Origin of the sequence: Caulobacter sp. DWR2-3-1b2, from assembly GCF_049896345.1 — a bacterium.
Classification (GTDB): domain Bacteria; phylum Pseudomonadota; class Alphaproteobacteria; order Caulobacterales; family Caulobacteraceae; genus Caulobacter.
Map to the genome: position 1 here is coordinate 120,320 of NZ_JAFCUC010000005.1, position 25,039 is coordinate 145,358.

General features: G+C 66.0%; 27 protein-coding genes. 7 read left to right on the forward strand and 20 right to left on the reverse strand.

Annotated elements, in window-relative coordinates:
* Positions 1-912: an SMP-30/gluconolactonase/LRE family protein gene (locus ACP694_RS14530; RefSeq protein ID WP_426013489.1), complete on the forward strand. Its 912-nt coding sequence runs from the start codon at positions 1-3 to the stop codon at positions 910-912.
* Positions 913-1,038: 126 nt separating this feature from the next.
* Here the strand turns inward: ACP694_RS14530 and ACP694_RS14535 are convergent, their stop codons facing one another.
* The 3 genes from ACP694_RS14535 to ACP694_RS14545 all read right to left on the reverse strand — a co-directional run bounded on the left by ACP694_RS14535 (position 1,039) and on the right by ACP694_RS14545 (position 3,767).
* Complete coding sequence (locus tag ACP694_RS14535; protein ID WP_426013491.1) at positions 1,039-2,130, reverse strand: NADH:flavin oxidoreductase; 1,092 nt, start codon at positions 2,128-2,130, stop codon at positions 1,039-1,041.
* Between the two features lie 129 nt (positions 2,131-2,259).
* The gene (locus ACP694_RS14540; RefSeq protein WP_426013493.1) at positions 2,260-3,471 is read right to left on the reverse strand and encodes an acyl-CoA dehydrogenase family protein; all 1,212 of its coding nucleotides are present in this window, start codon (positions 3,469-3,471) and stop codon (positions 2,260-2,262) included.
* Positions 3,472-3,476: 5 nt separating this feature from the next.
* Positions 3,477-3,767, reverse strand: a complete 291-nt coding sequence (locus ACP694_RS14545) for a putative quinol monooxygenase (RefSeq protein WP_426013495.1) — start codon at positions 3,765-3,767, stop codon at positions 3,477-3,479.
* Between the two features lie 252 nt (positions 3,768-4,019).
* Here ACP694_RS14545 and ACP694_RS14550 point away from each other — a divergent pair, with 252 nt between their 5' ends.
* Positions 4,020-4,355, forward strand: coding sequence for a hypothetical protein (locus tag ACP694_RS14550; RefSeq protein ID WP_426013497.1), 336 nt, complete (start codon positions 4,020-4,022; stop codon positions 4,353-4,355).
* An 11-nt stretch (positions 4,356-4,366) separates the two neighbouring features.
* Here the strand turns inward: ACP694_RS14550 and ACP694_RS14555 are convergent, their stop codons facing one another.
* Both ACP694_RS14555 and ACP694_RS14560 read right to left on the reverse strand, forming a co-directional pair.
* The gene (locus tag ACP694_RS14555) at positions 4,367-4,654 is read right to left on the reverse strand and encodes a hypothetical protein (RefSeq protein WP_426013498.1); all 288 of its coding nucleotides are present in this window, start codon (positions 4,652-4,654) and stop codon (positions 4,367-4,369) included.
* Positions 4,655-4,758: 104 nt separating this feature from the next.
* A complete protein-coding gene (locus ACP694_RS14560; RefSeq protein WP_426013500.1) occupies positions 4,759-5,454 on the reverse strand; it encodes a TerB family tellurite resistance protein in 696 nt (231 codons plus the stop codon).
* A gap of 349 nt (positions 5,455-5,803) precedes the next feature.
* Here ACP694_RS14560 and ACP694_RS14565 point away from each other — a divergent pair, with 349 nt between their 5' ends.
* Positions 5,804-6,694, forward strand: a complete 891-nt coding sequence (locus ACP694_RS14565; protein WP_426013501.1) for a hypothetical protein — start codon at positions 5,804-5,806, stop codon at positions 6,692-6,694.
* A gap of 33 nt (positions 6,695-6,727) precedes the next feature.
* Here the strand turns inward: ACP694_RS14565 and ACP694_RS14570 are convergent, their stop codons facing one another.
* Positions 6,728-7,060, reverse strand: a complete 333-nt coding sequence (locus ACP694_RS14570) for a family 1 glycosylhydrolase (RefSeq protein ID WP_426013502.1) — start codon at positions 7,058-7,060, stop codon at positions 6,728-6,730.
* Positions 7,027-8,208 (reverse strand): glycoside hydrolase family 1 protein, encoded by a 1,182-nt coding sequence (locus ACP694_RS14575; RefSeq protein WP_426013503.1) that lies wholly within the window; start codon positions 8,206-8,208, stop codon positions 7,027-7,029. Before ACP694_RS14575 ends, ACP694_RS14570 begins: the two co-directional genes overlap by 34 nt.
* Here ACP694_RS14575 and ACP694_RS14580 point away from each other — a divergent pair.
* Complete coding sequence (locus ACP694_RS14580) at positions 8,186-8,485, forward strand: Uma2 family endonuclease (RefSeq protein ID WP_426013504.1); 300 nt, start codon at positions 8,186-8,188, stop codon at positions 8,483-8,485. The two genes, ACP694_RS14575 and ACP694_RS14580, sit on opposite strands and share 23 nt — an antisense overlap.
* Before the next feature lie 42 nt (positions 8,486-8,527).
* The gene (locus ACP694_RS14585; RefSeq protein ID WP_426013506.1) at positions 8,528-8,875 is read left to right on the forward strand and encodes a type II toxin-antitoxin system HicB family antitoxin; all 348 of its coding nucleotides are present in this window, start codon (positions 8,528-8,530) and stop codon (positions 8,873-8,875) included.
* A 31-nt stretch (positions 8,876-8,906) separates the two neighbouring features.
* Here the strand turns inward: ACP694_RS14585 and ACP694_RS14590 are convergent, their stop codons facing one another.
* From ACP694_RS14590 to ACP694_RS14645, 12 genes are all read right to left on the reverse strand, one after another.
* Positions 8,907-9,233: a hypothetical protein gene (locus ACP694_RS14590; RefSeq protein ID WP_426013508.1), complete on the reverse strand. Its 327-nt coding sequence runs from the start codon at positions 9,231-9,233 to the stop codon at positions 8,907-8,909.
* A 67-nt stretch (positions 9,234-9,300) separates the two neighbouring features.
* Positions 9,301-9,882 (reverse strand): SEL1-like repeat protein, encoded by a 582-nt coding sequence (locus tag ACP694_RS14595; protein ID WP_426013510.1) that lies wholly within the window; start codon positions 9,880-9,882, stop codon positions 9,301-9,303.
* Between the two features lie 278 nt (positions 9,883-10,160).
* Positions 10,161-10,544, reverse strand: a complete 384-nt coding sequence (locus tag ACP694_RS14600) for an HlyD family efflux transporter periplasmic adaptor subunit (protein WP_426013512.1) — start codon at positions 10,542-10,544, stop codon at positions 10,161-10,163.
* Entirely contained in the window at positions 10,484-13,153 is a 2,670-nt protein-coding gene (metH, locus tag ACP694_RS14605; protein ID WP_426013513.1) for a methionine synthase, read from the reverse strand. Before metH ends, ACP694_RS14600 begins: the two co-directional genes overlap by 61 nt.
* Complete coding sequence (locus tag ACP694_RS14610) at positions 13,150-13,548, reverse strand: DUF4259 domain-containing protein (RefSeq protein ID WP_426013515.1); 399 nt, start codon at positions 13,546-13,548, stop codon at positions 13,150-13,152. The genes metH and ACP694_RS14610 overlap by 4 nt, the downstream gene beginning before the upstream one ends.
* A 2-nt stretch (positions 13,549-13,550) precedes the next feature.
* Entirely contained in the window at positions 13,551-14,549 is a 999-nt protein-coding gene (locus ACP694_RS14615) for a D-alanine--D-alanine ligase family protein (protein WP_426013517.1), read from the reverse strand.
* A gap of 108 nt (positions 14,550-14,657) precedes the next feature.
* Entirely contained in the window at positions 14,658-15,752 is a 1,095-nt protein-coding gene (locus ACP694_RS14620; RefSeq protein WP_426013518.1) for a homocysteine S-methyltransferase family protein, read from the reverse strand.
* Entirely contained in the window at positions 15,749-16,708 is a 960-nt protein-coding gene (gene metF, locus ACP694_RS14625) for a methylenetetrahydrofolate reductase [NAD(P)H] (RefSeq protein ID WP_426013520.1), read from the reverse strand. The genes ACP694_RS14620 and metF overlap by 4 nt, the downstream gene beginning before the upstream one ends.
* Complete coding sequence (locus tag ACP694_RS14630; protein WP_426013521.1) at positions 16,705-17,682, reverse strand: ArsR/SmtB family transcription factor; 978 nt, start codon at positions 17,680-17,682, stop codon at positions 16,705-16,707. The genes metF and ACP694_RS14630 overlap by 4 nt, the downstream gene beginning before the upstream one ends.
* A gap of 62 nt (positions 17,683-17,744) precedes the next feature.
* Positions 17,745-18,110 (reverse strand): VOC family protein, encoded by a 366-nt coding sequence (locus tag ACP694_RS14635; RefSeq protein WP_426013523.1) that lies wholly within the window; start codon positions 18,108-18,110, stop codon positions 17,745-17,747.
* A 133-nt stretch (positions 18,111-18,243) separates the two neighbouring features.
* Positions 18,244-19,203 carry a 2-hydroxyacid dehydrogenase gene (locus ACP694_RS14640; protein ID WP_426013524.1) on the reverse strand — a complete coding sequence of 320 codons (960 nt, stop codon included), beginning with the start codon at positions 19,201-19,203 and terminating at the stop codon, positions 18,244-18,246.
* 107 nt (positions 19,204-19,310) lie between these two features.
* Positions 19,311-19,886 carry a type 1 glutamine amidotransferase domain-containing protein gene (locus ACP694_RS14645; protein ID WP_426013525.1) on the reverse strand — a complete coding sequence of 192 codons (576 nt, stop codon included), beginning with the start codon at positions 19,884-19,886 and terminating at the stop codon, positions 19,311-19,313.
* A 161-nt stretch (positions 19,887-20,047) separates the two neighbouring features.
* On the opposite strand from ACP694_RS14645, the gene ACP694_RS14650 reads away from it, so the two are divergent.
* Complete coding sequence (locus ACP694_RS14650) at positions 20,048-20,473, forward strand: hypothetical protein (RefSeq protein ID WP_426013527.1); 426 nt, start codon at positions 20,048-20,050, stop codon at positions 20,471-20,473.
* Between the two features lie 172 nt (positions 20,474-20,645).
* On the opposite strand, the gene ettA is transcribed toward ACP694_RS14650, so the two are convergent.
* The gene (ettA, locus tag ACP694_RS14655) at positions 20,646-22,313 is read right to left on the reverse strand and encodes an energy-dependent translational throttle protein EttA (protein WP_426013529.1); all 1,668 of its coding nucleotides are present in this window, start codon (positions 22,311-22,313) and stop codon (positions 20,646-20,648) included.
* A gap of 223 nt (positions 22,314-22,536) precedes the next feature.
* Between ettA and ACP694_RS14660 the strand changes: the two genes are divergently transcribed.
* Positions 22,537-24,909, forward strand: a complete 2,373-nt coding sequence (locus ACP694_RS14660; protein WP_426013530.1) for a TonB-dependent receptor — start codon at positions 22,537-22,539, stop codon at positions 24,907-24,909.
* Positions 24,910-25,039: the final 130 nt, after the last annotated feature.

A 25,039-nucleotide genomic window follows, 5' to 3' on the forward strand; every position in this document is an offset into this window, starting at 1 on the left:
ATGGAACTGGAACTCGTCGCCGAGGGCCTGCAATTCCCCGAGGGGCCGATCGCCATGGCCGACGGCTCGGTGATCCTCACCGAGATCCAGCGCCAGACCCTTAGCCGCGTAGCCGCCGACGGGCGCCGCGAGACGATCGCCGAGTTGCCGGGCGGCCCAAACGGCGCGGCCATCGGTCCGGACGGCGCGGTCTATGTCACCAACAACGGCGGCAGCTTCAACTTCATCGACATGGGCGGCCTCAACGTGCCCGGCCCGACACCGCCAGGCCACGAGGGCGGGTCGATCCAGCGCGTAGACCTAACGACCGGCGCTGTGACCACGCTCTACACAGAGTGCGACGGCAAGCGGCTGATCGGGCCCAACGATCTGGTGTTCGACCGGCAAGGCGGCTTCTGGTTCACCGATCACGGCTGCACCACAGCCGAGGGTCGCAAGTTCGGCGCCCTCTACTACGCCCTGACCGACGGCAGCCAGATCGTTCGCTGGCGCGACCACTTCGTCTCGCCCAACGGCGTGGGCCTCTCGCCCGACGAGAAAACCGTCTACATGGCCGACACCACCCTGGGCCGGCTATGGTCGTTCGACATCGCCGCGCCCGGCGTCCTGGCCGACGCGCCGCCGTTGATGCCCGGAAACGTGGTGGTCACCCTGCCGGGGTATCAGTTGTTCGACAGCCTGGCGGTCGAGGCCGATGGCAGGGTCTGCGTGGCGACGATCATCAATGGCGGAATCACCGCGATCTCGCCGGGCGGCGCGACCGAGCACTTCGCCGTGCCCGACGTGATTGTCACCAACATCTGTTTCGGCGGCGCCGACATGAGAGACGCCTGGATCACGGCGTCGGGGACGGGGAAACTCTACAAGGCGCGGTGGCCCAGGGCGGGGTTGAGGTTGAATTTCAACGGATGAACCCATTCCTCCCCCTGTGGGGGAGGCGGCGCGAAGGCGCCGGTGGGGGGGGGGCGGACCCACCGCGGCTAACTCCCCCCTCCGTCGGCTGCGCCGACACCTCCCCCGCAGGGGGAAGATTTGGTCTTAGTACAGCACCCCCAGCGCCTCGCGCTCGAAGGCCTTCAGTTCGTCGTTGCGGCCGTCGCGGATCTTCATGACCCACTCCGGGTCCTGCAAGAGCGCGCGCCCGACGCCGACCAGGTCGAACTCGCCGCGGTCCAGGCGCTCCAGCAGACCGTCGATCGAGGCCGGTTGGCTGCCCTCGCCGCCGAACGCCGCGATGAACTCGCCCGACAAGCCCACCGAGCCGACGGTGATCGTCGGGGCGCCGGTCAGCTTCTTGGCCCAGCCGGCGAAGTTGAGGTCTGAGCCCTCAAACTCCGGCTCCCAGAACCGGCGCTGTGAGCAGTGGAAGATGTCGGCCCCGGCGTCGGCCAGGGGCTGAAGCCAGGCTTCCAGCTCTTGAGGCGTGACGGCGTTCTTGACGGTGAAATCCTGCTGCTTCCACTGCGACAGACGGATGATCACCGGATAGTCCGGACCGACCGCAGCCCGCACGGCCTTGAGGATTTCGGCCGCGAAATTGGCGCGGGCGGCAATGGTGGCGCCGCCAAAACCGTCGTCGCGGACATTGGTGCCGTTCCAGAAGAACTGGTCGATCAGATAGCCGTGGGCGCCGTGCAGTTCGATGGCGTCGAAGCCAAGGCGCTTGGCGTCCGCGGCCGCCGTGGCGAAGGCGGCGATGGTGTCGGCGATCTCGGCGTCGGTCATCGGGGTGGTGAAGGGCTCGCCGCCAGCTTTGGAGAGACCCGAGGGACTATCGATCTTGCCCAGCACGTCCTTCCCCTTGGCCGCGCCCACATGCCACAGCTGCGGCGCAATCAGGCCGCCGGCCGCGTGCACCTCATCGACCACAGTCTTCCAGGCCGCCAGTTCCTTCTCGCCATGGAAGCGCGGAATGTTGGCGTCGTTCAGCGAGGCGTCGCGGGCCACGCCCGTGCCCTCGGTGATGATCAATCCGACCTGGTTCTCGGCGCGGCGGCGGTAATAGGCGGCGACGTCGTCGGTGGCGACGCCGCCGGGCGAGAACGACCGGGTCATCGGGGCCATCACCACCCGGTTGGGCAGTTTCAGCGACTTGAATTCGAACGGCTTGAACAGGGCGTCGAGGGCCATGAGGCGGCTCCGCAAAGGGCTGGGTTAGCGGTGGTTATAAAGGCGGGTTTCGTTTGAGGACGATGGAGAAAAACTAACGCCTCCCCGTGCGGAGTGGGGACAGGCGCATGCGCCTGTCCCCACTCCGATCTAAAGCCCCAACACCAGCTTGGTGATGATGTTCTTCTGGATCTCGCTGGAGCCCGCATAGATCGTGGTCTTGCGGTAGCTGAAATAGGACGGCGCGATCGGGGCCGCGTAATCCGGTCCGGCCCGGCCCTCGTTGGTCGGGGCCCAGGTGTCGCGCACGAACGGCGCTGCATAGGTTCCGACCGCCTCCAGGGCCAATTCTGTGATCGCCTGCTGGGTCTCTGATCCCGCCAGCTTCAGCATCGACGAGGCCGGCCCCACCGCCTTGCCCGCAGAACGGCCGGAGAAGATTCGCAGCTCGGTGGCGTTCAGCGACTCCACCGCGATCTCCAGCTCGGCGATCTTCAAGCGGAAGTCCGGGTCCTCGATCAGCGCCCCGCCGTCGTCGGCGCGCTCCAGGGCGGCGATCTTCTTCACCTTGCGCAACATGTGCATCAGGCCAGGCGCATAGGCGTTGCCGCGCTCAAACTCGAGCAGATATTTGGCGTAGGTCCAGCCCTTGTTCTCCTCGCCGATCCGGTTGCCCACGGGCACGCGAACATTGTCGAAGAACACCTGGTTGATCTCCTGCTCGCCCTCGGCCGGACCGTCCAGGGTGGGCAGGGCCTTCACCTGGATGCCGGGCAGGGTCATCGGCAGCAGCAGGAAGCTGATCCCCTCCTGCGGCTTGCCCTGCGTCGAGGTGCGCACCAGGCAGAACATCCAGTCGGCCCACTGAGCTTGGGTGGTCCAGATTTTTGAGCCGTTCAGGACATAGTCGTCGCCATCCCGGACGGCGCTCATCTTCAGCGAGGCGAGGTCCGACCCCGCGCCCGGCTCCGAATAGCCCTGGCACCACCAGATGTCGGACGACAGGATCGGCGGCAGGTGCTGGGCCTTCTGTTCTGGCGTGCCGAACGCCATGATCACCGGCGCGCACATCTTCAGCCCCATGGGCGAGGGGTTTGGTGTGCCAGCCAGCGACATCTCCATGTTGAAGATGTAGCGCTGCGAGGGCGTGAAGCCCGTCCCGCCCAGCTCAACCGGCCAATCCGGCGCGGCCCAGCCGCGCTCGAACAGCTTCTTCTGCCATTTCACCTGGCCGGCCTTGTCGAGATAGCCGTTCTTCGACTGGGCCATCTTGTGTCGCAGGCCGTCATCGAAAGCCTTGGCGATCCAGTCGCGGACGTCATTCTGGAAGGTCAGATCCTCGGCGGAAAAGGCGAGATCCACGGCCGCTACTCCACCGCATCCAGATATTCGATCTCGGGACGACCGGCCATGAACGGTCCCATCGCCGCGCCGGCGGCCTTGAAATAGTCGCTGCCGCCGTGGGCCTTTAGCGCGTCTTCCGAGGCATAGAGTTCCAGCACTTTGTAGACTGCAGGCTCCGTCCGGCTCTTGACGAGCTGGTAGGCCAGGCAACCGGGCTCGTTGGCCTTCACCTTGTTTTGGAGGTCGAGGAAGACTTTTTCGAAATCGGCGGCCTTGTCCGGCTGCACTTTGAGAATTGCTATAACGCCGATCATGTTCGTCTCCGAGGCCTTGGCGGCTAAACGCTTGTTTGAAGCCAGTGTCGGGCAGAGTGGCGTAGAGGGCAAGGGGGCACGCGCTTGACAACCATGGCGAGCGCCGCGCCACATGCGGCGTCCAGGGGATCGCATGGAGCCGACGCGTCGAGACCACATCCGCGCCGCCTTGGCGCTCGCCGCTTCGCGGTTGCTCGCCCAGCTAACGCGGCTGACGTGCTGGCGGCTTTGGTCGGAGCCTAGTCAGGCACGGTGCTGGGACCGTCCGGCCTGGTCCACATCAACCTCGGCGATCTGCTGACCTATCTGAAGGCCCATCGCGACCGCCCGACCGGCTTCCTGACCGAGGCGTCGTGGCGAACGCTGCAGACCCCTCCGTTCGGCGGCTATTCGGCGTTAGGCTGGGGCGTCGACACCGCCTGTAGCCTGGGTCATGTCGGTTCGAACGGTCTGTGGTGGACCCAGGCCTTCATAGACAGGCCGGCGGGAATGGCGTTCGCGGGCGTTCAGAACGCGGTGACGCCCGAGGCGAACTCAGTCATGCGGCAGCCGCAGGGCGCGGCGAAGCTCAGTCGAAATCCGGGGTAGCGGGAGAGAACTTACCGTCGCTCGTTCCAACCGTAGGCCACCCACGAATGGCCGCCCATGTGTCGGGCCTCGATCAGGCCAGGATCGCCGGCGGGCGCGGGCGCGGCGGTGGGACGACCGCGAAGGGCGAAGGCGGCCAAGCCCAGCAAGGCGGTGGCCATGAAGCCAATGACCACCAAGGTGGCGGCGAACACAACGGCGATGACGGCGGCGACGGCGACGGCGACCGAGGTCGCCACGGCTCCGGCGATGGTGGCCAGGCTGCGCCAGGCGATACCGTTGGCCTTGGATGTCTCCATCGTCTTCCTCGCCAGGCGTTGCCCCGCCCTCTTGCTAAGGTGGGGCGCCAGTACTGAACGTCAACTGAACACCCAGTCGATCGTTGCGTAAAATGAATTCGACGCTAGCCCGCCGCGAAACCCGCCAATTCGCGGCGTTCGCGCATCACCGTGCTGAAGGCGGCGTTGATCGCGGCCGACTTGGCCTCGGCCACTTCGATGAACTCCAGAGGCAGACCTCGGGCTCTCGCCCGGTCCGGGTGGACCTCCGACATCGCCGTGCGCCAGGCCGAGTGCACCACCGCGTCCTCGGCGTCGGCCGGCACGTCGAGGATGCGGTAAGGATCGTCAGGCTCGGCGCCGACGTGGGTGGCGGTCAGGCGGCGGAAGGCGAGCGGCGACATGCCAAACAGATCCGACACCCGCTCCAGATAGGCCAGCTCCTCGGGGGTCACCGCGCCGTCGGCCTTGGCGATGTGGAACAGGCCGTCCAGCACGTCCTCCAGCAGCTGCGGGCAGGTGCGATAGCGCTTGGCCAGGCGCTTGGCATAGCTCTCGAAGCCGTGCGTCGTCTGCCGCGCCAGGTCATACAGGCGGTGGATGTTGTTCTCGGACGCGGGGTCGGGGTGGAACACCTCGGCGAAGGCGGCGAACTCGTCGGTGTCGGCCGAGCCGTCGGCCTTGGCCAGCTTCGCGCCCAGGGCCGTCACGGCCGTCGAGAAGGCCGGATCCTGCCCCGGCAGGCCAGGCGGACATTCCTGGCATTCCGCCATGTCCAACCGCCGCGCGGCGAGGCTTGCAATGTTACGCCAGAAGGTCATGGCAGCGACGTGAGTCCAGAAGCGTGGCGGAGTAGTGGCAGTTGTATATACGCAAGACCGTCCCCCACGGATCACGCCTCCCACGCTTTCTAGCACAAAAAAGCCGTGGCCCCACCCGGCCATGCTGCATCGCACATTGAAAATTGGTAACAGTCTGTCCGACGCTCGCCGGAAATATTCGCGGGCCGGGGGAGCGTTTTGGCCGTCCACGTCGTTATGGTCACGCTTGAGCGTGGGCGGGTTGAAACGCCCCCGGCGCCATGCTCCGGTCCCATTGCGGCCGGAAAGGCTCTAACTCAACGCGCCCGACTTTGTAGATCGACGCCCTATCAAGAGGACTTCCGCCCGCATGGCGACCGCTTTCCTTCTCGCCCTGGCCCTGCTGGCCCAGGACGCTCCCGTGTCCACCGCGCCGGTCGCCTCCGCTCCCCCGGTCCGCACGACCGCCGCGCCCACGCCGCCGACCGACGACTATGGCTATGTCGGTTGGTGCTACGGCGCGCTGGGCGGCTATGTCGAGCTGTACGACAAGGTCCTGCCGGAAGTGACTCGCATCGAGAAGGCCTTCCCCGGCCCCGACGGATTTTCCGCTGCAATGAAGGAATATCCGGCCCTGCGCACTCAGGCCCAGAGCGACCTGAAGATCTATCGGTCGGCGATTGTGGCGGCCGAGAAGGCCAGCCCCCGTCCGATCTCCGAATATGGCGCGGCGGCGATCAAGAAGGGCCGTTCGGTCTGGGGCGGCTCCGAGCAGGTCGACAAGGCCCGCCTGGCTCAGGTGTGGATGAGTTGGTCGCCCCCAGGCGACTGCGAATCCCGCGCCAAGACCCTGGAGACCAAGTCCAACCTGTTCGGCCAAGCCCTGAACTACAACGTCAAGAAGGACGAGGCTCCGGTTCTCGCGCCGACCGAATCCGCACCCGTCCCGGCTGCGACGGAGCCCTTGCCTCAGGAGGCTCCAGCGGCTGAAACCCCGGTCGCCGACACGCCGAAGCCGGCTCCGATCGCCAAGCCTGTCGCGGCGAAGGCCAAGCCGGTTTCCGCCAAGGTCACGCCTGCGAAGACGGCGGCGAAACCTGGGGCGAAGACGGCGGCGAAGCCTGGCGCCAAGCCGCCCGCACTGCCGCTGGCCGAAAAGGGAGAGATCATCATCGACCCCAACAATCCCCAGCCCTGCGCCGGCAGCCTCGCGCCCGGCAAGCGCGGCGGCAAGAACGTACTGGTCTGCAAGCCGGACTAAGGGCGGCGTTTAGACCCTCTCCCGATGAGAGGGTTATTTTACCGGCAGCGCCCCGCTCTCCGCCAGCGCCTTGAACCACGCATAGGACGCCTTGGGCGTTCGCACGCCCGTGGTTCGGTCCATCGCCACCAAGCCGAACTTGGACGTGAAGCCCAGGTCCCGTTCCCAGTTGTCGATCAGAGTCCAGGTAAAATAGCCGCCGATCCGGGAGCCTGCCTCCATCGCCCCCTTCACCGCCTCGAGGTGGCGGCGCAGATACTGGCTGCGGAAGCCGTCGTCGAGCACCGCTGGACCCGGGCCGAAGGCGTCCGAGCAGCCGTTCTCGGTGATCATCACCGCCGGGTTGCCGTAGTCGTGGCGCAGCATGTCCAGCACCTGGGCCAGGCCCGAGGGGTCGATCTGGCGGCCAAAGGCGTCGAGCTCGGCCCCGGGCGGCGGGGCGGCGGGGCGGCGGGCGCGATGTGGCTGGGCGAGCCCAGGTCGATCTTCACATAGGCCGGCGAGTAGTAGTTCACCCCCAGGAAGTCTACCGGCTGGCGGATCTTGGCAAGGTCGCCGTCCTGCACATGCCCCTTCAGGAAATCATCCATCAAAGCCGGATAGACGCCCTTCAGCAGGGGATCCAGCCACGCCCGGTTCCACAGCGCATCCAGGCCGCCGGACGCCGGGCGGTTCCAGAAGGCCAGCGCTCCGCCGGCCGGGCGACATGGCTGCAGGGCCAGGGTCGTGCCGATCTTCAGATCGTCGTGCCCCTCGCGCAGGGCCTGGATCGCCAGGCCCTGCGCGAGGTTCATATGGTGGGTGGTTGGTCCCAGCAGGGCGATGTCCTTCAGGCCCGGCGCGTGCTCGCCCAGCACATGGCCGAAGACGGTGTGCACCGCCGGCTCGTTGAGGGTGATTATGTGCTTGAGCCGGTCGCCCATCCGCTGGCCGACGGCGGCGGCGTAGTCGGCGAAGCTCTGGGCGGTGTCGCGCGCGCTCCAACCGCCCTTGTCCTGCAGGGCCTGGGGCAGGTCCCAGTGGAACAGGGTGGCGTAGGGCGTGACGCCCTTGGCCAGGCAGGCGTCGACCAGGCGCTCGTAATGGTCCAAGCCCGCGGCGTTGACCGTGCCTGACCCGGTGGGCAGCACCCGCGACCACGACATCGAGAAGCGGAAGGCCTTCAGCCCCGCCCCGGCGATCAGCTCGATATCCTCGGCGTAGCGACGGTAGCTGTCTGTGGCCAGATCGGCGGTCGAGCCGTCCTTGATCCGGCCCGGCTGCTTCTCGAAGGTATCCCAGATGCTGGGGCCGCGCCCGTCGGCGGTAGGCGAGCCCTCGGTCTGAAAGGCCGCCGTGGCCACGCCCCAGACGAAGTCGTCGGGGAATTGTCGAGACTTGATCGCGACCTCGGTCTTGCCGGCGCGGTCGCAGCCGCTGAGGCCAAGCCCGGCCGCACCACCGACCGCCAGGACGCTCCGTTGAAGATCGCGCGTCTTCGTTGCGGCGAAGATGATCGCAAAGCGCTGCCTCAAGCCGCAGGACTTGTCGGGCGGCGACGTCACCCTGATCGTCGAGGTCAGCGACGAAAGCCTGTCACGCGACCTGGGCTTGAAGACCGCGATCTATGCCGACCACGGCCTCCGCGCCTACTGGGTGGTCGATGTCGCGGCCCGGCGGATGATCGTCCATCGCGACCCGACGGACGAGCGTTATCGCTCGGTCAAGGCGTTCGGAGCCGACGCCGAGGTGGCCGCACTGTTGGCGCCGGAGTTGGCGATGCGGCTGGCGGAGTTGCTCGGCGACGCCTGACAAGTCGGCCGGAACGACCCTCGCGGCGATTGGAGTGACGCCATGAATGTCATGAAGCACAACGGCTACACGGCTCGGGCCGAATTCGACGACGAGGATGAGATCTTCATCGGCCGCCTCGCCGGGGTCAATGACATCGTCGGCTTCCACGCCGACAGCGTCAGCGACCTGAAGGCCGCCTTCCACGAGGCCGTCGCCGACTACATCGCCACCTGCGCCAAGGCCGGAAAGAAGCCGGAAAAGCCCTATTCCGGCCAGATCATGGTCCGCGTCGATCCCGTGGTCCACGCCCGCGCCGCCTTGGCGGCGGAACTGGCGGGCAAGAGCCTGGCGGGCTGGACGGAGGAGAAGCTGCGCGACGCGGCGACGCGGGAGATCGAGGCGGCTTAAAGGGGGGTCGCTATGCTCGATGCCGCCGCGCCTAGGCTTCCACTCGAAGATCTATGGCGCCGAGAAAATAGAGTGTGTGTCTCCATTTCTCCTTGTTCCAGACGGCCGACGCCGCTCCCCCACGCGCACCATTCTTGCCGGTGGCGCCGAAATCGACCCGCACGTCCCATCCCTTGGTGGCGTAGTCCGTGAACTGTGTCACCGAGTCGATCGGGCTCGCGGTGTCCGAGTGCCAGTAGAGAGCCTCAAGGCCTTCCACGAAGGCCGACACGCTGGTGGTCGCGGTGCCCGGTCCCAGGACGATGCGCGGCAGAGTAATTCCGACGTTCGCCGCCGATCCGCTGACGAGATTGATCAAGGTGTCTCCGCCCGGCAATGACTGGGCGACGAATTCAGGACGAACAGCCTTCGTGGGGTTTGGCATTTCAATCCTCAGATCGGCATAGGTTTTCGGACGGGATGTATCCTTGCCCTTTACTCAGGGTGCAGTATTTTAAGGATAGGGCGTCGTCTTGGCGGCAGCCAAGAAGTCCGTATTTGTAGCAAACGGCCAAGACGTATTGGGCTTCGGGGAGACCTTTGCTGCAACCAAGGAACTCCCGGATTTTCTTTTCGCTCGCCAGGATGCCGGCGCATGGCGACGGTTGTGCGGCGCGTTCATAGAACGGGAGTGATCGCGCCAGCGCGGCCTCGTCCTGCTGGCTGTTTATGGTCTGCGCGTTGAGCGAACCTCGGAGCTGCCCGGCGATGATGAAGTTCGCGATCAAGTCGCCGCGCTGGGCCCATGTGCGCAGTTGGGCGGCGGAATAGGCGCTGGCGGTCCTCGTGGGAACGACGCGACGCTGCCTTTCTTGCATGTTGTAGAGGTAGCCTTCCACCGTCTCGAACTGAAGCTGGTTGTGAGGGCGTTCGTTACGCCAGAAGTAGAGACTGGGAGGCTCCTGCTTGGTCCGCGACGTCTTGGGAGGCGCACTCCAGGCGAAGCCAAACGACATCGATGCGACCAAGCAGGCCGCTGCCAGGGAGGCCCCCGCACGGGTCGGGGGGTAAGGCCGTCGATATCCGTTCCTCACCGCTCTCTCCCCGCCTCTGACACCGTCTTCGCCACCGGCGACCACACAAAATCAATCACCCGCCGTTTCCCCGTCACGATCTCGACCGAAGCGCTCATGCCAGCCGACAGCAAAGCTTGCCGGCCGTCAACCGTAAGACGCGCCCGTGACAGCTTCATCCTGACGGGAAACACCAAGCCCCTTTTTTCATCGACGATGGCGTCCGGCGAGACCTAGATCACTTGGCCGCTCAGCGTGCCGTAGCGGGTGAACGGATAGGCCTCCAGCTTGACGACGGCGGGGTCGCCGGTGTGGACGAAGCCGATGTCGCGGCCCAAAACGAGGGCCTCGACCACCAGGGCCTCGCCGTCGGCCACCAGGGTGACGACCGGCTTGCCGGTCTCGGCCACCTCGCCCAGCGTCGTCACAGAAACGGCCTGGACGATGCCGCCGACCGGGGCGGTCAGGGTCTGCAGGCCGCGCTTCTGCTGGGCCTTGCGCAGGGCGTCGCCCCGGGTGGCGGCCAGGCCTTCGGCCTCGGCCCGTTCCTGGGCGGCTAAGCCGCCTCCCCCCGCGCCTTGGCGCCGGGGGTGTAGTTGAGGATCGGCGACAGCCACTTCTCGGCCAGGGCCACCTCCCAGCCCTTGCGGCGGGCATAGTCCTCGACCTGATCGGGATCGACCTTGCCAACGCCGAAATAGTGCGACTTCGGATGGCTGAAATAGAAGCCCGACACCGCCGCGCCGGGGCTCATGGCGTAGCTCTCGGTCAGGATCATGCCGGTGGCGGCCTCGGCGTCCAGCAGCTTGAACAGCGTGCCCTTCTCGGTGTGGTCGGGCTGGGCCGGATAGCCGGGGGCGGGGCGGATGCCCTGGTATTTTTCGGCGATCATCACGTCGGTGTCGCGGGCCTCATTGGCGGCGTAGCCCCACAGCTCGACGCGGGCCTGGTAGTGCAGCCACTCGGCGAAGGCCTCGGCCAAGCGGTCGGCCAGGGCGCTGGCCATGATGGCGCTGTAGTCGTCGCCGGCGTCCTTGAAGCGCTTGACGATCTCGTCCTCGCCATGGCCGGCAGTGACGGCGAAGCCGCCGACATAGTCGGGGCCGTGCCCGATCGGCGCGACGAAGTCAGCCAGGGCGGCGTTCATCTTGCCGGCGCCCTTGTCCATCTGCTGGCGCAGGGTGAACAGGCGCGACAGCTCAGTCTTGCGACTTTCGTCAGTGTACAGAACGATGTCGTCGCCGTCGGCCTGGGCCGGCCAGAAGCCGATCACGCCCTTGGCCCCGAACCACTTTTCGGCCACCACCTTGTCGAGCATTTCGCGGGCTTCGCGATAGAGATCGGTGGCGGCCACGCCGACCACGTCGTCCTCCAAGATCTGTGGGAAGCGGCCGATCAGCTCCCAGCTGGCGAAGAACGGCGACCAGTCGATGAACGGGACCAGCTCGGCCAGCGACGGCTCGAAGGTCCGCACGCCGATAAAGCTGGGCTTGGGCGGCTGGTAGCCGGCCCACTCGATCTCGAACTTCTTCTTGCGGGCATCGGCGATGCTGGTGCGCGCCTTGTTGCTCTGCCCCCGCGCATACTGCTCGCGGATGCGGACATACTCAGTGCGCGTCTCGGCCTGCAGGCGGTCGCGCTCGCTGAGCGACAGCAGGCCCGAGACCACGCCCACCGCCCGGCTGGCGTCCAGCACATAGGTGGTCGAGCCCTTAGAATAGGCCGGCTCAATCTTGACCGCCGTGTGAGTGCGGCTGGTTGTGGCGCCGCCGATCAGCAGCGGCATGGTGAAGCCCTGGCGCTCCATCTCGGCGGCCACGAACACCATCTCGTCCAGCGACGGGGTGATCAGACCCGACAGCCCGATCATGTCGACGTTGTGCTTCTTGGCCTCTTCCAGGATGCGGTCGGCCGGGACCATCACGCCCAGGTCGATGACCTCGTAATTGTTACACTGCAGCACCACGCCAACGATGTTCTTGCCGATGTCGTGGACGTCGCCCTTTACCGTGGCCATCAGGATGCGGCCGGCCTGGACGCGCGGCTTGCCGGCCTTCTCGGCCTCCATGAACGGCTCCAGCCAGGCCACGGCCTGCTTCATGACGCGGGCCGACTTGACCACCTGCGGCAGGAACATCTTGCCCGAGCCGAACAGGTCGCCGACCACGTTCATGCCGTCCATCAGATGGCCTTCGATGACGTGTAGCGGTCGCTCGACCGACAGGCGCGCCTCCTCGGTGTCCGCCTCGATGAATTCGGTGATGCCGTTGACCAGGGCGTGGGTGATGCGTTCGTTGACCGTGCCCTTGCGCCATTCGAGATTGGCGGTCTGGACCTGGCTCTTGTCGCCTTTGTACTTGGGGGCCAGGTCGACCAGCCGCTCGGTGTTGGTGACGTTGGTGCGCTGCGGGCGGTTGAGGATCACGTCCTCGACGGCCTCGCGCAGTTCGGCGTCCAGCGCATCATAGACCGGCAGGTCGCCGGCGTTGACGATGCCCATGTCCATGCCCGCCGCGATGGCGTGGTACAGGAACACCGAGTGGATGGCCCGTCGCACCGGCTCGTTGCCACGGAAGCTGAACGAGACGTTCGACACCCCGCCGCTGATGCGGGCGTAGGGACAGCGCTTCTTGATCTCTCGCGTGCCCTCGATGAAGTCGACGGCGTAGTTGTCGTGCTCCTCGATGCCCGTCGCCACGGCGAAGATGTTGGGGTCGAAGATGATGTCTTCGGCCGGGAAGCCCACCTTGTCGACCAGGATGCGATAGGCCTTCTCGCAGATCTCGATCTTACGGGCGGCGGTGTCGGCCTGGCCCTGCTCGTCGAAGGCCATGACCACCACGGCCGCGCCGTAGCGCAGGCATAGCTTCGCCTGTTCGATGAACTTGGCTTCCCCCTCCTTCATCGAGATCGAATTGACGATCGCCTTGCCCTGGACGCACTTCAGGCCGGCCTCGATCACCTCCCACTTGGAGCTGTCGATCATCACCGGCACCCGAGCGATGTCGGGCTCGGCCGCCATCAGGTTCAAATAGGTGATCATCGCCTGCTTGGAGTCGAGCAGGCCCTCGTCCATGTTGACGTCGATGACCTGGGCCCCGGCCTCGACCTGCTGGCGGGCCACCGACAGGGCGGCCGGATAGTCGCCGTCGATGACCAGCTTCTTGAACTTGGCCGAGCCAGTAACGTTGGTGCGCTCACCGATATTGACGAAGACAGGTCTCATTTCGCGGCACTCAAGGTCGTTTGCAGGGCGGCGATCTGGGTGAGCCACGCGTCGTGATCCTCCCCCTCCTGCCACAGTTCGTCGAGTTCGGAGGCCGGGCCGACGACGCGCGCCAGGGCAGAGCGCGCCAGGGCGACCGCGCCGTCCGGAGCCGCGCCCAGCGCCGTCTTCAGGTCGCGGTGGCTGTCGGGCAGGATGGTGACGTCGCCGACCGATGCGGCGACGATCGCCGCGGCTGCCACGGCGATCTCGCCCTCGGGGGCTTCCAGATAGCCGGCCGTCTTCGTCACATGGTCCAGCATCTGGACGACCGTGCGCCAGTCCGGCGCCTCGGCCAGGTCGCCGACGAAATCCATCGCCTCGTCATTGTCGAACAGTCCGCTCGCCCAGGCCATGCTCAAACCGCCTCGGTCTTGGCGCGGGCCGTCGCCAAGGTGATCTGGCCGGCCAGGAAGTCGGTGAAGGCGATCCCCTGGGCTTTCAGCGACTTGGGATAGAGGGACGCTGCGGTCATGCCTGGCAGGGTGTTGATCTCCAGGAAGATCGGGCCGTTCGGCGTGACGATGAAGTCGCTGCGCGAATAGCCGCCGGCCCCCACGGTTTCGTGGGCCTTGAGGGCGCCAGTCTGGATGGCGGCGATGATCTCCGAGGGGAAGGTGGCGGGGCAGATCTCACGGGTCGCCGCCGCTAGATATTTGGCGGCGTAGTCGAAGGCTCCGTCGGCGGGATGGATCTCGACCGGCGGCAGAGCGATCAGCGAACCGTCGGCCTGTTCGAGCACGCCGCAGGTGGCCTCCAACCCAGCCACGAAGGGTTCGATGACATAGGCTGCCGAGCCGGCGGCCTCTTCGAGGGTTTCCAGATCGGCGGGACCGTTGACGAAGATCAGGCCGTAGCTGGAGCCATCGGCCACCGGCTTGGCGACCAGCTTGCCGTACTTGGCCAGAGCCGCTTCGGCGTCGGCCAGTTCGACCGTCGAAGGCGCATCGACGCCGGCCTGAGCCATGGCGACCTTGGTCGCGATCTTGTCGAAAGCCAGGCGGCTGGACTTGGAGTCCGAACCGGTAAACGCCACGCGCCGCGCCTCGCACAGGGCGGCCAGGTCGCCGTTCTCGGCCTCGCCGCCGTGCATGCCCAGCACCAGAACGCGGTCCTCGGCCTTGGCCTTGTCGAGCGCCGCCTCGATGCCGCCAATCGACGCCCCTTCGGTGGGCAGGTCCAGCTCGAACGGCCGCTGATGGGCCTGAAGCACCGCGTCGCTGGCGACATAGACCTTGTCGTCCGGGGCCCAGAACCACAGGTCGGCGCCTGGCAAGGCCGTGGCCAAGGCCTTGGCGCTGGCTACCGAGACGAGACGCTCGCGGCTCATGCCGCCGAAGAGAATGGTGGTGCGCATCGTGAAATCTCTAAAGCATTTCAAGCCAAGCGGCGTTCGGTTCGCGTGAAGAAAATGCGTGGAAACAATGATCGAGAGGCCTGATCCGATGCGATCGGATCGGAGCCCCTAGGCCAGCTCGAACGGCTCAAGCCCCGCCAGGCGCATCGCCTTCGGGCGCTCGGGGATCGCGCGGGGCTTCACGCCGCGCACCTCGTCGGCCACATGCTTGATGTGGTCCGGCGTGGTGCCGCAGCAGCCGCCCAGGATGTTGACGATGCCGTCCTTGGCCCACTCGTGCAGCTGGTGGCCGGTCTGGTGCGGCTCCTCGTCATATTCGCCCATGGCGTTGGGCAGGCCAGCATTGGGATAGGCCGCGACCAGGGTGTCGGCGATGCGAGCCATCTCGGCGATGTGCGGCCGCATCAGGTCGGCGCCCAAGGCGCAGTTGAAGCCCACGGCGAACGGCTTGCAGTGCTTGATCGAGTTCCAGAAGGCTTCCGCCGTCTGGCCTGACAGGGTTCGGCCCGAGCGGTCGGTAATGGTGCCGCTAATCCAGATCGGCAGCTCCTCATAGCCCTCGTCGACCAGGTCCATGATCGCCTTGATCGCGGCCTTGCAGTTCAGCGTGTCGGTGATGGTCTCGATCAGGAACAGGTCCACCCCGCCGTCGTGCAGCGCGGCCACCTGCTCGCGATAGGCCTGGTAGACCTGGTCGAATGTGACCTTGCGCGCGCCGGGGTCGTTCACGTCCGACGACATCGACAGCATGACGTTGAGCGGCCCCATCGAGCCGGCCACGAAGCGCGGTTTTTCCGGCTCCCTGGCCAGCCACTCGTCGGCCACGGCGCGGGCGATGCGCGCGCCCTCGTAATTGATGTCGCGCACCACGTCGGCCCCGAGGCGATAGTCGGCCTGGGCGATGGTGGTGCCGGAAAACGTATTGGTCTCGGAGATGTCGGCGCCGGCCGCGAAATACTGGTGATGCAGATCGGCGACGATGTCGGGCCGGGTCAGGCAGAGGATGTCGTTATTGCCCTTCATCTGGCCGTCATAGTCGGCGAAGCGCTCGGCGCGGTAGTCGGCCTCGCTCAGCTTGCGCTTCTGGAACATCACGCCCCACGAGCCGTCGAGGATCAAGATCCGTTCCTTGGCGGCGGCCCTCAGGGCCGCGACGCGGCCCCTTCTTGTCGAAAGATCTGGGCGGGAGGTCAGATCGGTCATGCGGCGGCCTCCGAAGGCGCCGGGACGGTCTCGCGGACGCCCAGCACGCGGCAGATGGCGTAGACGAGGTCGGCCCGGTTGAGGGTGTAGAAGTGGAAGTCCGAAAAGCCCTGCTCTTGCAGCTTGGCGCACATCTCGGCGGCCACCGAACAGGCCAGCAGGCGACGGGTGTCGGCGTCGTCGTCCAGGCCGTCGAAGAGATTGGCCAGCCAGCCAGGCACAGCCGTGCCGCAGGCCCTGGACATCTTCACCAGGCCCTTGAAGTTGGTCACCGGCATGATGCCCGGCACGATCGGGATGGTGATGCCGGCGGCGCGGACCTTGTCGACGAACCGCAGGAAGGCGTCGGTGTCAAAAAAGAACTGGCTGATGCCCAGCGTGGCCCCGGCGTCGATCTTGGCCTTCAGCACCTCGATGTCGTGCTCGATCGACGGACTTTCGGGATGCTTTTCCGGATAGACCCCGACCAGCACATTGAACGGCGCGACGGCCTTCAAGGCCGAGGTCAGCTCGGTGGCGTTCTTGTAGCCGTCTTCGCGGGGCACATAGACGCCGCCGATGCCGCCCTCGCCGGGGGGCGGGTCGCCGCGCAGCGACACCACGTGGCGTACGCCGGTCTCCCAATATTCGCGGATCACCTCATCGACCTCGGCGCGGCTGGCGCCGACGCAAGTCAGGTGGGCGGCGGGCTTGAGGCTGGTCTCTTCGAGGATGCGCTTGACCGTGCGGTGGGTGCGCTCGCGGGTCGAGCCGCCGGCCCCATAGGTCACCGAGACGAAGGCCGGATCCAGCGGAGCCAGCCGATTGATCGCCGCCCACAGGTTCTCCTCCATTTGCTCGGTCTTCGGCGGGAAGAACTCGAACGAGACGCGCGGGCGGTCGGTGCGTTCGCCGGCGCGGGCGACCGGGCCAAGGACGCGGGGGTCGAGCACACGGGGGTCGAGCGGGGTCGTCATGCGGCGCTTCTTTCGGCGGTCTTGATAGCGGGACGGCGAGCCGTCCAGATCTTGACGGTGAGCCCTTCGTTGCTGGTCGGCGGCAGGGCGATGTTGCTGTCGAGCACCAGGCCCGCAGCCTCGACCCAGGCGGTGATCTCGCCGTCGGCGAAGCCCAGGCGGCGATGCTGGTGCGCCTCACGCAGGAACTCGTGATCATGCGGCGCGAAATCGGCGATCAACAGCAGGCCGCCGTCGGCCACCAGTCGGGCGGCCTCAGCCACGGCCGCAGCCGGGTCGCCGAGATAGTGCAGCACCTGGTGAACGGTCACCAGATCGGCGCAACCGCCCGGCAGGCCGGTGGCGAAGATGTCGCCATGTCGCAATTCGCACTGGACCAGGCCGGCCTTGGCCACCTCGTCGCGGGCGATGTTGAGCATCTGTTGTGAAAGATCCAAACCCAAAGCCGTGCCCGCCCGACGCCCCAGCAGGGTCAGCATGCGACCCGCGCCGGCCCCCAGGTCGACCATCTCATCGAAGGGCCCCTCACCGGCCGCCTGCAGGATAGCGGCCTCGACCTCGGCTTCATCGACATAGAGCGAGCGAATTTCGTTCCAGCGCGCGGCGTTGCGGGCGAAATAGGCCTGGGCGCCGGCGGCGCGCTCGGTCCGCACCCGGGCCAGCTTCTCGCCGTCAGCGCGCGCGGCAGGATCTGCTGCGTCAATCAGGTCCAGCGCCTGGGCGATCAGGGCCCGGCCCGGCGATTTGGCGGCCAGACGGTAGAAGACCCAGGCGCCGTCGGGAAAGCGTTCGACGAGCCCGGCCTCGGCCAGCAGCTTCAGATGGCGTGATACGCGGGGTTGGCTCTGATCGAGGATTCGGCACAGCTCCAGCACCGACAGTTCCTCATGGGCCAGTAGCGCCAGCAGGCGCAGACGGGTCGATTCCCCGGCCGCGCGCAGCAGATCCACAACCTTTTCGGATGACGCCTTCATGGGGATATAAAGATATCTTTATGTCCCATTTTGCAAGTGGATTTTGTTGCGCCGCCTCGGCTTCAGGCCCCCTCAGGCGCCGGTTGCCAGAGTTCGATCTTCACCCCAGCAGGGTCGATCAACCAGGCAAAACGGCCCAGATCCTCGTCCTGTCGACCCGTCGGCTCAACCCCTTCGGCTGCGGCCATCGCCAGCACGCCGTCCAGGTCATCGACGATGAAATTGATCATGAACGAAGCGTCCGACGGCTCGAAATAGCCAGTGTCGGCGGCGAATGGCGCCCAACTCACGGCGCCGGTTTTCGGGTGGTTGAAGGTGGCGCCCCAGTCGTGGACTTCGAAGCCCAGCACCCGGGCGTACCAGGCGCGAACCGCGGCCGGATCCTCCGCCTTGAAGAACAACCCACCCAGTCCCAACACCTTCGCCATGCTAGCCCTCTCGCGCCCGATCGGCGGCCCCGAGGTCTTGCGCCCCGAGATCCCGGGCCCAAGCTTCCGACCAAGTCAGCAAAGGCGCAAGAGCCTCGATCAGTTCGACGCCCTTTGCGGCGCCGTTCCCCGCCTAAACCTCGACCGGCGAGGCCAGACCTTCGCCTTTGAAGAACCGCCGCAGGTTCTCCAGAGTCAGCCCGACCATGGCGGGGATGCTGTCGAGGGTCGCGCCAGCCGTGTGGGGAGTCAGCACGGTGTGCGGCACGCCGGCCCAACGCGCGGCCGGGGTCGGTTCGTGATCAAACACGTCCAGCCCCGCCATGCCCAACCGGCCGTCCTTGAGCGCCGCGATCAGGGCGTCCTCGTCGACCAGCGAGCCCCGAGCCACATTGACCAGCAGGCCCTGGGGCCCGAGCGCCTCGATCACCGCCTGGTCGATCATGTGGCGGTTGCTGGCGTCGGGCCGGGCGCAGACCACCAGGATGTCACTGTCGCGGGCCAGGTCCAGCAGGCTCGCGGCGCGCGGCCGGTCGGTGTCCTTGGGCCGGGGCGCCCACCACGAGATCTTGAGCTCGAAGGCTTCCAGCCGGCGGGCGACCGCCTCGCCGATATGGCCCAGGCCGACGATCCCGGCCTTGCGGCCGCGCAGGCCATGGCGGGGGCTCATCCGCTCCATGTTGGTCCAGTGGCCGGTGCGAAGCCGCGTGTCGCCCTCGACGACGCCCCGCCAGGCAGCCAGCACCAGACCCACCGCGTGATCGGCGACATCACCAGCATTGAGGCCCGTCGAATGGCTGACCGCGATGCCATGCGACTTGCACCACGGCACGTCGATCCCGTCATAGCCGACACTGACGCAAGCGATCAGACCCAGCTTGGGCATTTCCGACAGCAGGTCCTTGGTCAGCACCATCTCGCCCGCATGGACGATGGCCCTCACCTCTCGTCCCGGCCCCTCCAGGAACGCCAGCCGATCGGGATAGTCCCACAGGCGGTGCACCTCGTAGGCGCCCTCCAGCATCGACTGCAGCGGCGTCAGCATCTCGTGCGAGATCAGGATGTGGGGCTTGTCGGCGGGCGTTTGCGGCATGCGCTTCCTCCATCCCGGGATGGAGCCCGAGATAGAGCCGCCGGAACGCGACGCAAACTACTCCAGTTGTAACCGCGCGCTACCCAGAACCGCAGGGAGATAACTGCCTAGCTGTGTAGTCCCTTGGCGAATTCCTCAATCATCTTGGCGCAGAAGGCCGGCAGGTCGGCGGGCTTGCGCGAGGTGACCAGCCCCTGGTCGACCACCACGTCGCGATCCACCCAAAAGGCCCCGGCGTTGCGGAGGTCCATCTCCAGCGATGGCCAGGAGGTCATCTGCTTGCCCTCGACGCCGCCGGCGTTGATCAGCGTCCAAGGGCCATGGCAGATCGCCGCGATCGGCTTGCCGCTGGTCACGAAGTGCTTGATGAAGGCGATGGCCTCCGGCTCGATCCGCAACGCGTCGGGGTTGATCACACCGCCCGGCAGGACGAGGGCGTCGTATCCTGCGGGGTCGGCGCTGGCCAGGCCGCGATCGACCGGCACGACGTGACCCTTGTCATGATGTTCCCAGCCCTGGATTTCGCCGGCCTTCGGCGAGACGATCTCGACGGTGGCGCCCGCCGCCTTCAAGGCCTCGACGGGCGTATCCAGCTCCGACTGCTCAAAACCGTCGGTGGCCAGGACGGCCACCTTGCGGCCGATGAGCGAGGGCGGACGACCGGTCAGGGGTGGGTTGGACATGGGCGACTCCTGCGAACAATGCGCCATCCAAACTCGACCAACGACGCGGGGGTTCCCGGCCCCCACCCAAGTCACGCAAGGTTAAGCTGTGAACTCCCTGTCTTGCCACGGGTTTTGTCCGTGGCGCCGCCCCGACGCCTGAAGATCCTGGAGGAATTCCCATGATGATCAGAACGCTCGCCGCCGGCGCCGCGCTGGCCATGGTCTTGTCTGGCGCCGCTTCGGCCGCGCCGCAGGCCAAGGCTTCGGCCGCAGCCGCCGCACCCAAGCAGCCGATCCCCTATTCGCAGTTGGACGCCTATCTCAAGGCCTCGCCCAAGGTCCGGGCCAGCAAGGACTGGTGGAGCGGCTCGGCCTCGACCGGCATGTCGACCGACACCTCGGCGACCATGCCCGCAGCCCCGGCCATGACCGGCGCCTCGATGGGCTCGCCGGCCGGTAGCATGCCGTCCACGACCATGCCTTCCGACAGTACGAGCAGCATGCCGGCTACACCGCCGACCATGCCAGAATCCACCGGCCCCGAGCCCGGCTCGAACCTTCCCGGCTCAAGCTCCACGCCGGGCACGATGACCGAACCAAAGTAGATCCAGAAACGATGACAGGGCGGCCCTGGCGGCCGCCCTGTCGCGGAGTCCGGAAAAAAGTCGGCGCGTTAGAGCATTTTTCGAGCGAAGTGGTTCCGGTTCTCGTGAAGAAAAATGCGTCAAAACAGAAGATTAGAGCTCACGGCCTGACGCAGTCGGGTCGGGAAACGCCCTAGCGCGCGAATTTCTGGAACTTGATGCGCTTGGGGATCAGGCTGTCGGCGCCCAAGCGGCGCTTCTTGTCTTCCTCATACATCTCGAAGTTACCCTCAAACCACTCGACGTGGCTGTCGCCCTCGAAGGCCAGGATATGGGTGGCCAGGCGGTCCAGGAACCAGCGATCGTGGGAGATGACCACGGCGCAGCCGGCGAACTCCTCCAGGGCCTCTTCCAGGGCCTGCAAGGTTTCGATGTCCAGGTCGTTGGTCGGTTCGTCGAGCAGCAGAAGATTGCCGCCGGTGGCCAGGGTCTTGGCCAGATGGACGCGGTTGCGCTCACCGCCCGACAGCAGGCCGACCTTCTTTTGTTGGTCCGCGCCCTTGAAGTTGAAGCTGCCCACGTAAGCGCGGCTGTTAATCTCGCGCTTTCCGACAATCATGATGTCGGTGCCGCCGCTGATCTCTTCCCAGATGGTCTTGTTGGCGTCGAGCGCATCGCGCGACTGGTCGACGTACGAAAGCTTGACGGTGTCGCCGACCTTGACCGTGCCGCCGTCCGGCTGTTCGCGGCCGGTGATCAGCTTGAACAGCGTCGACTTGCCGGCGCCGTTGGGGCCGATGACCCCGACGATGCCGTTCGGCGGCAGGCGGAACGACAGGTCCTTGAACAGCACCTTGTCGCCATATTCCTTTTCCAGATTCTCGACTTCCAGCACCAGATTGCCCAAGCGCGGGCCAGGCGGGATCTGGATGTGGGCGTGGGTCTGGGCCAGACGGGCGTTGTCCTGGGCGGCGACCATTTCATCATAGCTCGCCAGACGGGCCTTGGACTTGGCCTGACGGGCCTTGGGGCTGGAACGCACCCACTCAAGTTCGCGGGTCAGGGCGCGCTGGCGGCTGTCGGACTCCGACTGCTCCTGCACGACACGCTTGGTCTTCTGCTCCAGCCAGCCGGAGTAATTTCCCTCGTACGGCACGCCCTTGCCGCGATCGAGCTCGAGCGTCCACTTGGTGACCTGATCCAGGAAGTAGCGATCGTGGGTGACCAGGATCACACAGCCCGGGAAGTTTTCCAGGTGGTGCTGCAGCCAGGCCACCGACTCGGCGTCCAGGTGGTTGGTGGGTTCGTCCAGCAGCATGATGTCGGGCTTGCTGAGCAGCAGGCGCGCCAGGGCGATGCGGCGCTTTTCACCGCCCGACAGGTCTTCGATGCTGGCGTCGTTGGGCGGGCAGCGCAGGGCGTTGATGGCCATCTCGACCTTGGAGTCGATGTCCCACAGGTCGCGGGCGTCGATGATCTCCTGGAGCTTGGTCATCTCCTCCATCAGCTCGTCGGAATAGTCCTCGCCGAGCCGGTTGGCGATCTCGTTGTACTTGTCGAAGATCAGCTTGTCCTCGCAGTCGGCGATGACATTGCCCCAGACGTCCTTGGTCGGATCCAGCACCGGCTCCTGCGGCAGGTAGCCGCGCCGGATGCCCTCGGCGGCCTTGGCCTCGCCCGAAAACTGGTCGTCAAGGCCAGCCATGATCTTCAGCAGGGTCGACTTGCCCGAGCCGTTGACGCCCACGACGCCGATCTTGGCGTCGGAATAGAACGACAGCCAGATGTTCTCGAAGATCTTCTTGCCACCGGGGAAGGCCTTGGTGAGGCCCTGCATCTGGAAAATATATTGCTGAGCCATGGGGGGCGTCGGCCTCTTGCGTATCGGATCGGGGGGTCGGGCGCTCAGATAGCCCCCGGGGCGGGATTGCGCAATGTCGGCGGTCGTGGCGGAGCGTCACGGCGGCGTCGCGCCGCCGTCGGAAACCCGACACGAAAGCGTCAAAGGACTGTCGCGCAGCGCTGTTACCCGAGGTTCCTAAGCCGGCGCCGCTCTCCCTGAGCGCCGGCGTGGGGATCCAATTATGAGACAACACCTGATGCTGGGCGCCGCCGCCTGCGCGCTGTTGCTGGCCGCGCCCGCCCTCGCCGCCGAGACCGTCTCCGCCGCCACGCCAGCGCCCGGCGCCGACGCTCCGGCCGACGCCAACGAAGTCGACGCCGTCGTCGTGTTGGGCCAAGGTCAGAGCCGGCAGGTCCAGACCCTCAAGACTGAGCAATTGCTGCTCGAAGCCGCCGGCAGCAGCCCGCTGAAGGCGATCGACAAGCTTCCGGGCGTGACCTTCCAGTCGGCCGACGCCTTCGGCGCCTATGAGTGGTCGACCCGCATCTCGATCCGCGGCTTCAACCAGAACCAGCTGGGCTTCACCCTGGACGGCGTGCCGCTAGGCGACATGAGCTACGGCAACCACAACGGCCTACACATCAGCCGCGCCATCGCCAGCGAGGACATCGGGCGGGTTGAACTGGCGCAGGGCGCCGGCGCGCTGGGCACCGCCTCGACCTCGAACCTGGGCGGTACGCTGCAGTTCTTCTCGCGCGATCCCTCCGAAGCCTTCGGCGCCCAGATCAACGCTACAGCGGGTTCGGAAAGCATGTACCGGCTGTTCGGCCGCGTCGACAGTGGCGCCATCGCCGGTCTGGGCGGCCTGCGCGGCTATCTGTCGATCGCCGACCAGAACACCGACAAGTGGAAGGGCGGCGGCGAGCAGAAGCAGCGCCAATATGACCTCAAGGTCGTTTTGCCGATCGGCGAGGGCGACTTGACCGCCTTCTACAATCGCTCGGAGCGCCGCGAGCAAGACTACCAAGACCTGTCGTTCGACATGATCAAGCGCTTGGGCCGCGACTGGGACAATTTCCAGCCCAACTGGGCGGCGGCGGTGTCCACGGCGGCTGCCTATCTGAACCCCGCGAACTACACCGCCGGCGCGGCCCGGCTGGACGGCAACGGCTGCTACACGGGCACGGGGACGAATCCCTATCCGGCGCCGGTCAAGTGCGTTGACGACTCCTATTACGCCGGGGCCGGCATCCGCGACGATGACCTCTACGGCCTGGGACTGAACCTGCCGATCACCGACAAGGTCCGCCTCACCGCCACCGCCTATGGTCACACCAACCAGGGTCAGGGCCTGTGGTACACGCCGTATGTGCCCAGCCCCGGCTTCGGAACTGCGGGTTCGACGGCCGCCCCCCTATCGATCCGCTCCACTGAGTACGATATCGACCGCAAGGGCCTGATCGCCGAACTAGCCGTCGATCTGGGCGCCCACATCGTCAGCGGCGGGTTCTGGACCGAGCAGAACGACTTCAACCAGGCACGCCGCTTCTACGCCGAGACCGCCGCGGCGCCTTCGCGCGACGCGCTGGACTTCCAGTCCAACCCGTTCTTCACCCAGTGGCAGTACAGTTTCGACACCAAGACCACGACGGCCCATATCGAAGACACCTGGACCGCGGCGGATGATCTGAAGGTCAATTTCGGCTTCAAGGCCATCAAGGTCGAGAACGGCGTCAAGACCGTGGTCGGCTCTCCCCTGTCGGGCAAGATCGAGTCCAAGGACAGCTTCCTGCCGCAGTTCGGCGCGGTCTACGATCTGAAAAACGGCGGAGAGCTGTTTGCCGGCTATACGGAGAACATGGGCGCCTATGTCTCGGCGGCCACGTCCGGTCCGTTCGCCTCGCAAAGCCAGGCTCGGGTCGACTACATCGCCAAAACCTTGAACCCGGAAAGCTCCAAGACCATCGAACTGGGCGCCCGCTACCACAACGAGCGCTTTCAGGGCGTGGCGGCCTTCTATCACGTCGCCTTCGATGATCGCCTGCTGGCCTTGGCTCAAGGCGCGACGATCCAAGGCAACGCGCCGGTGCTGTCGAACGTCGGTTCGGTCGAGACCAAGGGCTTGGAACTGGCTGGAACCTATCGCCTGTCTGACGCCTGGTCGCTGTACGGCGCCTACTCCTATAACGACTCGAAGTACGAGGACGACGTCGTCGCCGCAGACGGCACGATCAAGGCCAGAACAAAGGACAAGACCGTCGTCAACACGCCCAAGAACATCTTCAAGGGCGAAGTGTCGTTCGAGCAAAGCGGCTTCTACGGCAAGCTAGGCGTCGCCTATACCGACAAGCGCTACTACACCTACGAAAACATCGGTGGTCAGGCGCCTTCAACCACCGTGGCGGACCTGACGGTCGGCTATCGGTTTCCTGATGACAATGTCTGGACCAAGGGTCTGGAAATCCAGGCCAACATCACCAACCTGACCGACAAGGACTATATCTCCACCATTGGTTCGGGCGGTTTCGCCAATAATGACGCCGCCGGCACGGCTCAGACGGTGCTGACGGCGCCGCCGCGCCAAGGGTTCGTGACGGTGAAGAAGGCCTTCTAGTCGTTCATCGCCCGAAATGAGCGAAGGGCCGGGAGCGATCCCGGCCCTTTTTCGTGCGGCGAACACTTGCCCTGCTAGGTGGGCGGACAGACGCTAACTTTCCCTGCTGACAACCGCCCCACGCACCTCT

What these genes read in the sequence shown, in the direction of transcription:
- ACP694_RS14580 (WP_426013504.1), top strand. Translation starts at nt 8,186, where the DNA reads ATGATCGCAAAGCGCTGCCTCAAGCCGCAGGACTTGTCGGGCGGCGAC.
- ACP694_RS14610 (WP_426013515.1), bottom strand. Translation starts at nt 13,548, where the DNA reads ATGGCCTGGGCGAGCGGACTGTTCGACAATGACGAGGCGATGGATTTC.
- ACP694_RS14545 (WP_426013495.1), bottom strand. Translation starts at nt 3,767, where the DNA reads ATGATCGGCGTTATAGCAATTCTCAAAGTGCAGCCGGACAAGGCCGCC.
- ACP694_RS14570 (WP_426013502.1), bottom strand. Translation starts at nt 7,060, where the DNA reads ATGCTGCGCCACGACTACGGCAACCCGGCGGTGATGATCACCGAGAAC.
- ettA (WP_426013529.1), bottom strand. Translation starts at nt 22,313, where the DNA reads ATGGCTCAGCAATATATTTTCCAGATGCAGGGCCTCACCAAGGCCTTC.
- ACP694_RS14630 (WP_426013521.1), bottom strand. Translation starts at nt 17,682, where the DNA reads ATGAAGGCGTCATCCGAAAAGGTTGTGGATCTGCTGCGCGCGGCCGGG.
- ACP694_RS14640 (WP_426013524.1), bottom strand. Translation starts at nt 19,203, where the DNA reads ATGCCGCAAACGCCCGCCGACAAGCCCCACATCCTGATCTCGCACGAG.
- ACP694_RS14560 (WP_426013500.1), bottom strand. Translation starts at nt 5,454, where the DNA reads ATGACCTTCTGGCGTAACATTGCAAGCCTCGCCGCGCGGCGGTTGGAC.
- ACP694_RS14555 (WP_426013498.1), bottom strand. Translation starts at nt 4,654, where the DNA reads ATGGAGACATCCAAGGCCAACGGTATCGCCTGGCGCAGCCTGGCCACC.
- ACP694_RS14615 (WP_426013517.1), bottom strand. Translation starts at nt 14,549, where the DNA reads ATGCGCACCACCATTCTCTTCGGCGGCATGAGCCGCGAGCGTCTCGTC.
- ACP694_RS14660 (WP_426013530.1), top strand. Translation starts at nt 22,537, where the DNA reads ATGAGACAACACCTGATGCTGGGCGCCGCCGCCTGCGCGCTGTTGCTG.
- ACP694_RS14530 (WP_426013489.1), top strand. Translation starts at nt 1, where the DNA reads ATGGAACTGGAACTCGTCGCCGAGGGCCTGCAATTCCCCGAGGGGCCG.
- ACP694_RS14585 (WP_426013506.1), top strand. Translation starts at nt 8,528, where the DNA reads ATGAATGTCATGAAGCACAACGGCTACACGGCTCGGGCCGAATTCGAC.
- ACP694_RS14535 (WP_426013491.1), bottom strand. Translation starts at nt 2,130, where the DNA reads ATGGCCCTCGACGCCCTGTTCAAGCCGTTCGAATTCAAGTCGCTGAAA.
- ACP694_RS14565 (WP_426013501.1), top strand. Translation starts at nt 5,804, where the DNA reads ATGGCGACCGCTTTCCTTCTCGCCCTGGCCCTGCTGGCCCAGGACGCT.
- ACP694_RS14635 (WP_426013523.1), bottom strand. Translation starts at nt 18,110, where the DNA reads ATGGCGAAGGTGTTGGGACTGGGTGGGTTGTTCTTCAAGGCGGAGGAT.
- ACP694_RS14620 (WP_426013518.1), bottom strand. Translation starts at nt 15,752, where the DNA reads ATGACCGATCTGACCTCCCGCCCAGATCTTTCGACAAGAAGGGGCCGC.
- metH (WP_426013513.1), bottom strand. Translation starts at nt 13,153, where the DNA reads ATGAGACCTGTCTTCGTCAATATCGGTGAGCGCACCAACGTTACTGGC.
- ACP694_RS14650 (WP_426013527.1), top strand. Translation starts at nt 20,048, where the DNA reads ATGATGATCAGAACGCTCGCCGCCGGCGCCGCGCTGGCCATGGTCTTG.
- metF (WP_426013520.1), bottom strand. Translation starts at nt 16,708, where the DNA reads ATGACGACCCCGCTCGACCCCCGTGTGCTCGACCCCCGCGTCCTTGGC.
- ACP694_RS14645 (WP_426013525.1), bottom strand. Translation starts at nt 19,886, where the DNA reads ATGTCCAACCCACCCCTGACCGGTCGTCCGCCCTCGCTCATCGGCCGC.